The sequence below is a fragment of the Nocardiopsis sp. NPDC006198 genome, assembly GCF_040613895.1.
Lineage (GTDB): Bacteria > Actinomycetota > Actinomycetes > Streptosporangiales > Streptosporangiaceae > Nocardiopsis > Nocardiopsis tropica.
The window spans coordinates 107190-117303 of sequence record NZ_JBEXSY010000021.1; the positions used below are offsets into that span (position 1 = coordinate 107190).

Annotated in this window: 10 protein-coding genes; 3 read left to right on the forward strand and 7 right to left on the reverse strand. The window is 74.6% G+C overall.

The window, feature by feature from the left end; all coding sequences use genetic code 11:
* The first annotated feature begins 178 nt into the window (after window positions 1-178).
* The gene (locus ABZ234_RS16795) at window positions 179-1417 is read left to right on the forward strand and encodes an AI-2E family transporter (protein ID WP_355012679.1); all 1239 of its coding nucleotides are present in this window, start codon (window positions 179-181) and stop codon (window positions 1415-1417) included.
* Window positions 1418-1538: 121 nt separating this feature from the next.
* On the opposite strand, the gene ABZ234_RS16800 is transcribed toward ABZ234_RS16795, so the two are convergent.
* The 4 genes from ABZ234_RS16800 to ABZ234_RS16815 are packed head-to-tail and all read right to left on the reverse strand — an operon-like array spanning window position 1539 to window position 5486.
* Window positions 1539-2366 carry an ABC transporter ATP-binding protein gene (locus ABZ234_RS16800; protein ID WP_355012668.1) on the reverse strand — a complete coding sequence of 276 codons (828 nt, stop codon included), beginning with the start codon at window positions 2364-2366 and terminating at the stop codon, window positions 1539-1541.
* On the reverse strand, window positions 2363-3415 hold the full coding sequence (locus tag ABZ234_RS16805) for an iron chelate uptake ABC transporter family permease subunit (protein WP_355012669.1): 1053 nt from the start codon (window positions 3413-3415) through the stop codon (window positions 2363-2365). Before ABZ234_RS16805 ends, ABZ234_RS16800 begins: the two co-directional genes overlap by 4 nt.
* Window positions 3412-4449, reverse strand: coding sequence for an iron ABC transporter permease (locus tag ABZ234_RS16810; RefSeq protein ID WP_355012670.1), 1038 nt, complete (start codon window positions 4447-4449; stop codon window positions 3412-3414). The genes ABZ234_RS16805 and ABZ234_RS16810 overlap by 4 nt, the downstream gene beginning before the upstream one ends.
* A gap of 2 nt (window positions 4450-4451) precedes the next feature.
* Window positions 4452-5486, reverse strand: a complete 1035-nt coding sequence (locus tag ABZ234_RS16815; protein WP_267949610.1) for an iron-siderophore ABC transporter substrate-binding protein — start codon at window positions 5484-5486, stop codon at window positions 4452-4454.
* A gap of 385 nt (window positions 5487-5871) precedes the next feature.
* Here ABZ234_RS16815 and ABZ234_RS16820 point away from each other — a divergent pair, with 385 nt between their 5' ends.
* A complete protein-coding gene (locus ABZ234_RS16820; RefSeq protein ID WP_355012671.1) occupies window positions 5872-6300 on the forward strand; it encodes a CrcB family protein in 429 nt (142 codons plus the stop codon).
* The gene (locus tag ABZ234_RS16825) at window positions 6297-6665 is read left to right on the forward strand and encodes a CrcB family protein (protein ID WP_355012672.1); all 369 of its coding nucleotides are present in this window, start codon (window positions 6297-6299) and stop codon (window positions 6663-6665) included. The genes ABZ234_RS16820 and ABZ234_RS16825 overlap by 4 nt, the downstream gene beginning before the upstream one ends.
* Before the next feature lie 84 nt (window positions 6666-6749).
* Here the strand turns inward: ABZ234_RS16825 and ABZ234_RS16830 are convergent, their stop codons facing one another.
* The 3 genes from ABZ234_RS16830 to ABZ234_RS16840 all read right to left on the reverse strand — a co-directional run bounded on the left by ABZ234_RS16830 (window position 6750) and on the right by ABZ234_RS16840 (window position 9934).
* The gene (locus ABZ234_RS16830; protein WP_355012673.1) at window positions 6750-8435 is read right to left on the reverse strand and encodes an ABC-F family ATP-binding cassette domain-containing protein; all 1686 of its coding nucleotides are present in this window, start codon (window positions 8433-8435) and stop codon (window positions 6750-6752) included.
* Window positions 8436-8867: 432 nt separating this feature from the next.
* Entirely contained in the window at window positions 8868-9599 is a 732-nt protein-coding gene (locus tag ABZ234_RS16835; protein WP_355012674.1) for a cation transporter, read from the reverse strand.
* Window positions 9599-9934, reverse strand: a complete 336-nt coding sequence (locus ABZ234_RS16840) for a metalloregulator ArsR/SmtB family transcription factor (RefSeq protein ID WP_355012675.1) — start codon at window positions 9932-9934, stop codon at window positions 9599-9601. Before ABZ234_RS16840 ends, ABZ234_RS16835 begins: the two co-directional genes overlap by 1 nt.
* Window positions 9935-10114 lie beyond the last annotated feature (180 nt).

Here is a 10114-nt window from a genome sequence, read left to right on the forward strand (position 1 = left end):
CACTCGATCTCACGCGGGCCGTGCCGAAGGGGCGAAACACCCTGCGAGGAGCGCTATCGTCCGGGGGGACACCCCCGCACCGCCGCGCGCTTCGTCGTGCGCGGCACACAGAAGGAAGACCGGCTTGCACACGAGCACCATGCCTCCCAGGGCCCCGCGCCCCGACCGCGGTGGCGGCATGCCGCCCTGGCTCCCCCGGGCCATGATGCTGGCCATGTGGATCGTCACGGCGTTCGGCATCGCCCTGTGGCTGTTCCTGCGGTTGCAGAACCTCATCGTGCTGCTGCTGATCTCGCTGTTCCTGGCGCTCGCGCTGGAACCCGCCGTCAACTGGCTCCACCGGCACCGCTGGCCGCGCGGTCCCGCGACCGGGGCCGTGATGCTCCTGGTCATGGCGCTGGTCGTGGCGTTCTTCAGCCTGCTCGGGTCCATGCTCGTCGGTCAGGTCCTGGCCTTCGCCGCCGAGGTGCCGGCGATGATCCGCGCCGCGCTGCACTGGGTCAACACCACGTTCGACACCACCTACTCGCCCACGACCCTGCTCAACGAGATCTCCAGCGCCAGCGGGGTCGTCGAGCAGTACGCCTCCGCGATCGCCGACAACGTCTGGGGGGCCGGGACGACCGTCATGGCCCTGCTCTTCAACGGCCTGGCGATCGCGCTCTTCACCTTCTACCTGTGCGCCGACGGGCCGCGCTTCCGCCGCGTGATCTGCTCGGTGCTGCCGCCCCGCACGCAGCGCGAGACGCTGCGCGCCTGGGAGATCGCCATCGAGAAGACCGGCGGCTACCTGTACTCGCGGGCGCTCCTGGCACTGGTCTGCGCCGGTGCGCACTACGCCGTGCTGGTCGTGCTGGACATCCCCTTCGCGTTCGCGCTGGCGCTGTGGGTGGGCGTGCTGTCGCAGTTCATCCCCACGGTCGGCACCTACATCGGCGGAGCGGTCCCCGTGCTCGTGGCCCTGCTGGTCGGGGTCTGGCCGGCGGTGTGGGTGCTGGTGTTCGTGATCGTCTATCAGCAGTTCGAGAACTACCTGCTCCAGCCACGCATCACCGCCAAGACCCTGGACATGCACCCGGCGGTGGCCTTCGGCTCGGTCCTGGCGGGCGTGGCCATCCTGGGAGCGCCCGGCGCGCTGCTCGCGCTGCCGATGGGCGCGAGCCTCCAGGCCTTCCTGAGCACCTACATCCGCCGGTACGAGGTGGAGGAGCACCACCTGCTCTCGGCGGCCAGGGCCGGAGAGGGACCCGCGGCGGACACCGGGGAGGCCGGGAACGGCGGCGCGGCACCCGGGGACGACAGCGGACCCGGCGAGGACAGCGGTACCCGCGAGGGCGGCGACACCGGCCCGGGCGGTGGCGGGACCGCGACGGGGACCGGCGGGCGCACCGGGTCCACCCCGCCTCCCCAGGACTGACCAGCGGGACGCGGGCGGGGCCGGGGCTACGGCCTCCCCGGCGGGGAGCCGGTCCGGCACCGCGCGGGGTCCCCGGACCGGGACGCCCGGCGGGGCGGGACGTCCCGCCCCGCCGGTCCCGTCAGTTCTCCGCGGCCAGGCCAGAGGGCTCCAGCACGTGGTGGCGTCCGAGGGGGAGCATGAGGGGCCTGCCCGTGGTCGGGTCGGGGATGACCCGGCTCTCCAGGCCGAACACCGCGCGCACGCTGTCCTCGGTGAGCACCTGTGCGGGCTCGCCCATGGCGTGCAGCCGCCCGTCAGCGAGCGCGATCAGCTGGTCGGCGTAGCGGGCGGCGAGGTTGAGGTCGTGCAGGACCATGACGATGGTCGTGCCGCGTTCCCGGTTGAGGTCGGTGAGCAGGTCGAGCACCTCGACCTGGTGGCTCACGTCGAGGAACGTCGTGGGTTCGTCGAGCAGCAGCAGGTCGGTCTGCTGGGCGAGCGCCATGGCGATCCACACCCGCTGGCGCTGGCCGCCGGAGAGCTCGTCGACCGACCTCTCGGCCAGGTCGGAGGTGTGCGTCGCCTCCAGCGCCGCCGCCACCGCGGCGTCGTCCTCCCGGCTCCAGCGGGTGAACATCCCCTGGTGGGGGTGGCGTCCTCGGCCCACGAGGTCCGCGACGGTGATCCCCTCGGGGGCGATCGGCGACTGGGGCAGCAGGCCCATGGTGCGCGCCAGCTCCTTGGCGGGCGTGCGGTGCACCTCCTTGCCGTCGAGGACCACCCGCCCCTTCCTGGGGGCGAGGAGGCGCGACATCGACCGCAGGAGCGTGGACTTCCCGCAGGCGTTCGCCCCGACGATCACCGTGATGCCGCCCGGCCGCACGGCGAGGTCGAGGGATTCGATGACCACCCGGTCTCCGTAGCCGAGCGCGAGGTCCTGGACCTCCAGGGAGTGTTTCGCGGTCACAGGGAGCCTCCGGCGCGGTTGGTGCGGACGATCAGGTAGACGAGGTAGGGCGCGCCGAGCACGCCGGTGACGACGCCGACCGGGAAGCGCGTCCCGAAGGCGTACTGGCCGACGAGGTCCGCGACCAGGACCAGGAGCGCGCCCACGAGGGCCGACGGCACCAGGAGCGAGCCGCCGGGCCCCACGATGCGTGCGGCGATGGGCCCGGACAGGAACGCGACGAACGCGATCGGCCCGGCCGCGGCGGTCGCGAAGGCGATGAGGCCGACGGCGGCGACGATGACGATCACCCGTGTGCGCTCGACGCGCACCCCGAGCGCGGAGGCGGTGTCGTCCCCAAGCTGCATCGCCGAGAGGTTGCGGGACTGGCTCAGCAGGAGGGGCGCCAGGACCGCCAGGGCCAGCAGGACCGGCACCGTCTCGGTCCAGGTCGAGCCGTTGAGGCTGCCCGTCAGCCAGCGCATGGCCTCCTGGAGGTCCCATTCGGCCGCCTGGGAGAGGACGTAGCTGGTGAGGCTGTCGAGCATCGCGGCGATGCCGATGCCGATGAGGATCAGGCGGGTTCCGGCGACCCCGCCGCGGAACGCGAGGGCGTAGATGAGCAGGGCGACGGCGAGTCCGGCGGTGATCGCGACGGCGGACACCCCGGTCCGGCCCAGGGAGAGCACCACGATGGCGAAGGCCGCCGCCGCACTCGCCCCGGAGCTGATCCCGATGATGTCGGGGCTCGCCAGGGGGTTGCGCAGCATGGTCTGGAAGGTGACGCCGCCGATGCCGAAGCACAGCCCGGCCGCGACCGCCAGCACCGCCCGGGGCAGGCGCAGCGTGCCCACGGTGAACGACGCGCCGGGCACCTGCTCGCCCAGGATCACGGCGACGACGTCGGCGGGCGGGTAGAACGTCCGGCCCACCATGAGACTGGTGGCGAACACGGCGGCGATGAGGACCGCGAGCACCGCGACGACGGCGCCCCGCCTGGCGGTGCGCCGGACCCGGCCGCGGGTGACGGCCTCGACGCCGAGGGGTCGGATGGCGGTTTCCGCGCTCACAGGGCACGCACTTTCTGCCGACGGACGATGTAGATGAAGACCGGTGCGCCGATCAGCGCCGTCACGATGCCCACCTCGACCTCGGCCGGACGGGCCACGACGCGGCCGACGACGTCGGCGACGGTGAGCAGCGCCGCGCCGAGCAGGGCGGAGAACGGCAGCAGCCACCGGTGGTCCACGCCGATCAGCAGACGGCACATGTGCGGCACGACGAGGCCCACGAACATGATGGGGCCGGCGACCGCGGTGGCCGCGCCGCACAGCAGCACGGCGCCGAGCGCGGCGGTCGCGCGCACGACGGCGACGCGCTCGCCGAGGCCGGCCGCCAGGTCGTCGCCCAGGGCGAGGGAGTTGAGGGCACGCGCCGACATCAGGCTGAGGACGAGCCCCACGGCGAGGAAGGGCAGGACGCGGAGGACGCCGTCGAAGGACGCGCCGCCGACGCCGCCGATCTGCCACATCCGGAAGCTTCCGGCCATGTCGTTGCGCGGCATCACCACGGCGGTCACGAGCGAGGAGAACGCCGCCGAGGTGGCGGCGCCCGCGAGCGCGAGCTTCAGGGGCGTGGCCCCGCCCCGGCCGAGCGAGCCGACGGTGTACACGAAGACGGCCGCGGCGGCGGCCCCGCCGATCGCCACCCAGATGTAGCCGCTCGGGGACGTCAGGCCGAAGAAGACCATGCCGCAGACCACGGCGAGGGAGGCGCCCATGTTCACGCCCAGGATGCCCGGGTCGGCGAGGGGGTTGCGGGTCACGCCCTGCATGACCGCCCCGGACAGGCCGAGGGCGGCGCCGACGAGCACCGCGAGGAGGGTGCGCGGCACCCGCTTGGTGACGGCGGCCTGCTCGATCGTCTCGTCCGCGCCGCCCAGGGCGGCGACGACGTCGGCGAGGCCGACGATGCGGGAGCCCCAGGCGACGGAGGCCAGCATGGCCGCCGCGAGCACGGCGAGGGCGAGGAGCAGCCAGAGCGAACGCGCCCGCACCGGGCGCCGCTCGGTGCCGGCGTCCGGTGCGGGACGGGTGACGACCATCGTCACTGGACCTTGTCGGCGGCCTCGGCGAGCGCGGCGACGTAGTCTTCGAGCACCCACGAGATCGACAGCGGGGTCGGGTTCGCGGCGGTGGCCAGGGGGGAGCTGCCGGGCAGGAGGTAGACCGAGTCGCGCTCCACGGCGGGCATCTTGGAGAGCAGCGGGTCGCTCTGGAGGAGCTCCAGCAGCTCGCCGGTGTCGTCGCCGTAGCCGGTGATGATGTCGACGTCGTCGAAGGCGTCGATCTGCTCGGTGCTCTGGGAGAGGGAGAACTGGTCGGTGCCGGCGGAGAGCTCCGCGATGCTCCCGGGGGTCTCCAGGCCCAGGTCCTCGAAGAAGAGGGTCCGGGTGTCGTGGGTGGTGTAGAAGCCGATCTGGCTGACGTCCGTCGGGTCGACGTGGGTCATGAACATGGCCGACTTGCCCTCGAGCTGCGGGTACTCGGCGACGACGTCGGCGATCTCCTGCTCCAGGTCGGCGATGAGCTGGTCGCCCTCCTCGGCCAGGCCGATGGCCTGGCTGTTGAGCCGGATGATGTCGCGCCACGACGTGGCCCAGGGGCCCTCGGGGTAGGCGACGACGGGGGCGATGTCGCTCAGCGTGTCGTAGTCCTCCTGGGTGAGCCCGGAGTAGGAGGCGAGGATGACGTCGGGCTGGGTGTCGGCGACGGCCTCGAAGTCGATGCCGTCGTTCTCGTCGAAGAGCACCGGCGTCTCGGCGCCGAGCTCGTCGAGCTTCTCGTCGACCCAGGGGAGGACGCCGTCATCGTCGTCGTCGCCGAAGTTGGCCTCGGCCATGCCGACGGGGACGACGCCGAGCGCCAGCGGGACCTCGTGGTTGGCCCAGTTCACGGAGGCGACCCGCTCGGGCTGCTCCTCGATGGTGGTGGTGCCGAGGGCGTGCTCGATGACGATCGGGTACTCGCCGGACCCGCCTTCGGCGGCGGCCTCCTCTTCTTCCGGCTGGGCGCCGCAGGCGGCGAGGGTGAGGACGGTGACTGCGGCAGCGGTCAGTGCCGTGAACCGGTGGGAGCGCATCAGGGTACATCCACTCTTGGAGGAATGAGGGTAGGCTCGCCTAAATTAGCAGAACCTCAATCCTCCCAAAACGGAGGTAGGCGGATAAACCTCCCACCCCCGGGACGCAGGCCCCGGGATCCGCCCCCGGTGGCGGATCGGGGCCGCACGTTCCGGGCACGGAGGGCGCGGGGGCAGGGGGACACGGGAGCGCGGGAGCACGGGGGCGCGGGTAAGGTCTCGGCCAGGTCCCCGAGCGCCGTGTTCCCTCCGGTCCGCGGAAGCATGTCCCGGGGCCGGGAGTCCCCGAACCGACCGGCGGGACACCGGTTCCCGGACCGACCGGCGGGGACGGCATGCGGGACGGGTGCTGCGGCCCCGGGCACGGTCCGGAGGAAGGGGTTCGATGGGTCACCGGCATGCACTGCCCCTGGTCTTCGCCGGGGGCGTGCTCGGCACGGGCCTGCGCCACCTGGCGGGGGTCGCCGGAGAGGCGTTCGACGCGGGGATCCTGGCCACACTGGCGGTCAACGTCGCCGGGGCCTTCCTGCTCGGCCTGCTGCTCCAGACCCTGTCCTCGCGCGGGCCGGAGACGCCGGCCGTCGCACGGGTGCGGCTGTTCCTCGGCACCGGCGTGCTCGGATCGTTCACCACCTACAGCGCCCTGGCCGTCGAGACCGTCTCCCTCTCGGCGCAGCCGGGACCGGCCGCCGCCGCGGCGTACACGGCGGCGAGCATCGTCCTGGGGCTGCTCGCCGCACTGGCCGGGATCCTGGCGGCCGGCGGCGGCCGGTCCCCCGCGACGTGCTCCCGCCCCGACGGGGAGCCGCGGTGACGGGGGTCCTGATCGCCCTGTGCGGGGGGCTGGGCGCGGCGGTCCGCTTCCTGGTGGACGGCGCCGTCCGCGACCGGTGGACCACGACGCTGCCCTGGGCCACCCTGGTCGTCAACACCAGCGGCTCGCTCCTCCTGGGGGCCCTCACCGGGGCGGTGGTGTTCCACGGGGCCGCGCCCGCGTGGACGGGCCCGGCCGGGGCGGGCTTCTGCGGCGGCTACACCACCTTCAGCACCGCCATGGTGGAGACGGTCCACCTGGCGCAGCACCGGGGCCGGCCGCACGCGCTCGCCAACATCGCCCTGACGGCCGTCGTGCCCGTACTCGCGGCGGCGGCCGGGTTCGGGGCCGCCGCGCTGGTGTGAAAAGCAGCCCGCGCCGCCGCCCGGCCGCGCCCGTGCGCCCGGGGCCGCGGCGGCACGACCGCCGCGGCCCCGTAGCCGGTCACCTCACGCGCCCCCGGCGGCCGACCGCTCCGCGATCCGGGCCGCGGAGGCCCCGGGCCGCAGGTCCAGCTGCTCCCAGGAGGCCGTGTCCCGCCGGAGCTGCCGGTCGTGGGTGGCGATCACCACGGCCGCCCCGGTGGAGCCGAGCCCCTCGGTGAGCTCCTCCACCAGGGCGATCGAGAGGTGGTTCGTCGGCTCGTCCAGCAGCAGCACGTCGGGGCGCGACGCCAGCGCCACCGCCAGGTCGAGCCGCCGCTGCTGGCCCATGGACAGCTCGCGCAGCGGCCGTGCGGTGTCCCGGGCCGGGAGCAGGCCGAGGGCGGAGAGGGGGACCGCCTCCCCCTCCGCCAGGGTGCCCGAGCCGACGAGCCGTGCCACGTGGGCGGAGTACACCTCGTGGGCACGGCGCGCGCCCGCGCGCGGCGACTCCTGGGCCAGCAGGCGCACCCGGGCCGTGCGCGCGGTCCGCACGCCTCCCCCGGTCGGCTCGACGAGCCCCGCCAGCACCGACAGGAGCGTCGACTTGCCCGCCCCGTTGGCCCCGGTGACCACGACCCGGTCGCCGGAACGGAGCGTGAGCGAGACCGGCCGGTCCAGGCGCCCCGCCACGGTGACCCCCTCGGCCGCGACCAGGTCCGTCCCGGGCCGCGCCCGCAGCTCCGGCATGCGGAACCGCAGCGGGGGCGGGGGCACGGTGAGCGCGTGCTCCTCCAGGTCCTCGCGCCGCCGGTGGACGGCGCGCACGAGTGCGGGCGCCCGGGTGGCCCGCTGGTGCTTGCCGGTCCCCTTCTCCGGGCGCCACCCGCTGACGAGCCGGTTCTGCGCCGCCGACAGGTCCTGGGTCAGGCGGGCGTGCTCGGCCTGCTGCTGCTCGTACTCGGCCGCCCAGCGCTCCCGCTCCGCGCGCCGGCCCTCCTGGTACCCGGCGAAGCCCCCGCCGTAGACGCGGGGTTCGCCGTCGCGGCTCGGGTCGAGGTCGAGCATCGTCGTGGCCACGTCCGAGAGCAGGGCGCGGTCGTGGCTGACGAGCGCCACCCCGTTGTGGTGGCCGCGCAGCCGCTCGGTCAGGAAGTCCAGGCCGGCGGCGTCGAGGTGGTTCGTGGGCTCGTCGAGCAGCAGGAAGTCGTGCGAGGCGCCCAGCAGGCACGCCAGCCGCACGCGGTAGCGCTGCCCGACCGACAGCCGCTCCAGGGGGCGCGACCGGTCGGTGACGGCCCCCAGGTTCTCCAGGGCCAGGTCGACGCGCCGGTCGGCGTCCCAGGCGTCCAGCGCCTCCGCGGCGTCCAGGGCCGCCGCGTACTCCTCGGCGGCGCCGGGGAGCCCGTCGGCCAGCGCCGCGGCGCTCGCGTCGAGCGCGGCCAGTGCGGTCCGCGCGGCGGCGAGTTCGACGTCGACCAGGTCGCCGACGGTCCGGCCGCCGTCCGCCTCCATCTCCTGTTCGGCGACGCCGACCGTGCCCACACGCCGGACGGTTCCGGCGTCGGGCGCGAGCGTCCCGGCGAGGACGTGCAGCAGCGTGGACTTGCCGCGTCCGTTCTCGCCGACGATCCCCCACCGCGATCGCGGGGTGAGGGCCATGTCGACGCCGGACAGGACCGTGCGCCCGCCGCGGTCGACGCGTACTCCGGACAGGGTGATCTGCGCCCGCTCGCCTGCGGGCAGGCCGGACACGGGGTTGGCGGTGGTCATTCTCTCCTCCGAACAGAGCTCCGCCCCGGCGGTGGACGCGAGGGGTGCGGGAGCTCTCCGAGCTGACGGGACGACCCCTTCGGGGGTCATGGCAGACGTCGCGGGCCCGCGGCCACAGCGGCTGTGGGGCGGGCGCTCGGAATGCGCTCAGAGGTAGAGAGGTAGATGCACGTTGCCCATGGTAGTCACCGTGCGAATCTGTGGCCAGGGGTTTTCCGGCGGGCCCGGCCGGTCGGCCGTTCGCTCCGCCGGACGGGGGACGCCTCCGGGGGCGCACGGCGCCGCCGCCGGGAGCCGTCCCCCGTGGACCGCTCCCGGCGGCGGGCCTCCCCTCCGCTCCGCGTCCCCGGCCGGGGCGGCGACCATGCGCGTTCCCCCGTCAGGCAGGGGCGCGGCCCCGGCCGGGGGCCGGGGCCGCGGGAGGGGGCGGTGTCAGGGACAGCAGGAGCATCCGGGGGCGCATCCGCACCCGTCGGTCCCATCGGTCCCGGCGTCGGCTGCGCCGGGCGCGGTGAGGGCGATCCCGGCCGGGGCGCAGCAGGCGTCCCCGCGCCAGGCCTCCCGCCCCTCCTTGACCGCCAGCACTGCGATGAGCAGCGCCACCACCGGGTCGGCCCAGGCCCACCCGAACAGGGCGTTGACCCCCAGCCCGACCAGGAGGGCGGCCGACAGGTAGGTGCACAGCAGCGTCTGCTTGGAGTCGGCCACCGCCGTGGCCGAGCCCAGCTCCCGGCCCGCGCGGCGCTGGGCCAGGGACAGGAACGGCATGATCGCCACCGACAGGGCGGCCAGCACGATCCCCACGGTGGAGGGGGCCGCCTCGGTCCCGCCGAGCAGGGAGCGCAGGGCCTCGACGGTGACGTAGGCGGCCAGGGCGAAGAAGGCCACCGCGATGACGCGCAGCGCCCGCTTCTCCCGCGCCTGGCGCACGCCGGGGTCGCGGGCGGAGAACTGCCAGGCGACCGCCAGGGCGGAGGAGACCTCGATGAGCGAGTCCAGGCCGAAGCCGATCAGGGCGGCCGAGGAGGCGAGGTTGCCCGCGGTGATGGCCACGACGGCCTCGACGAGGTTGTAGGCGATCGTCACGGCGACCAGCAGGCGCACCCGCCGGGTCAGGACGGCGCGGCGGTCCTCGCCCGGAGGCGCGGTGAGGGGGTGCGCCATCAGCAGCAGCCCTTCTCGTCGGCGTCCACGCAGGCGGCGTCGGTCTGCACGGCCAGCACGGCCTGGCGCAGGTCGTCCAGGGCGTGTCCGAGGCGGGCGTCGGCCAGTTCGTAGCGCACCCGCCGCCCCACGGGCACGGCCACGACCAGGCCGCAGTCGCGCAGGCAGCCCAGGTGGTTGGACAGGCGGGTGCGGCTGATGCCGAGGGTCTCGGCCAGGTCTGCGGGGTGGGCGGGGCTCTCGCGCAGGGCCAGCAGGACCCGGCAGCGGAGGGGGTCGGCCAGGGCCCGGCCGAACCGGGCCAGGGCGTCGATGTCGGTGGCGAGGGAGATCATGCCCTGACGATACACAAAATCCTGGATTCAGGAAACCATGAATACTGACTTGTGCGCACAGGCCGCCCTCCGGCCGGGGCGGGCGGGTGGCCGCCCCGGCCGGGGGGGGGCGTGTCCGTGGGCGCCCGGACGCCGACAACGGCTGGGGGACAGGGGATACGGGCCGCCTCCCCGGTCGCG